The sequence below is a fragment of the Telluria sp. AZSoR62 genome, from assembly GCF_058111565.1.
In genome coordinates this window covers 1-407 of sequence record NZ_JBYTST010000108.1, presented here as the reverse complement: position 1 = coordinate 407, position 407 = coordinate 1, and the positions used below count along the sequence as shown (strand labels likewise).

The following is a 407-nucleotide window of genomic DNA, read 5'->3' as shown; positions in this document are numbered from 1 at the left end:
AAGATGGCAGCGTCTGTCGTCAAGGCATACCGCGAGATCGCATCTAGAACCCTTCAAGCGGCTGTCATCTCGGAGCTCAAACGAGACCGGATCGAGCACCCCACCTACTCGTCATGGGAGCACAAGGACACGCGTGAATCGTTGACGAAACTGCTGTCGTATCCCGACCTGGCATCGGTTGGTTACACCAATGCGATTGCGGTCCCGATTACCAATCCTGATCAGGCCCCGGTTACCAATCGGATTACCAATGGGAATACCAATGGGATTGGTAATCCGGGTACCAGCCCCGATTACCAATCGGAATACCAATCGAATTCGGTCCCGATTCCCAGCAACAGCAACAAGCAACATGCAACAAGCAACAAAGGTGGTTACGTAAGTACGGAAGGTCACCAGCGCGACCC

Annotated in this window: 1 protein-coding gene; it reads left to right on the top strand. The window is 53.8% G+C overall.

Annotation, left to right across the window (positions count from 1 at the left end; all coding sequences use genetic code 11):
* Positions 1 to 141: 141 nt before the first annotated feature.
* The coding region (locus tag AC3XQU_RS23090) for a hypothetical protein (RefSeq protein WP_489876492.1) at positions 142 to 407 on the top strand (266 nt) is incomplete at its 3' end.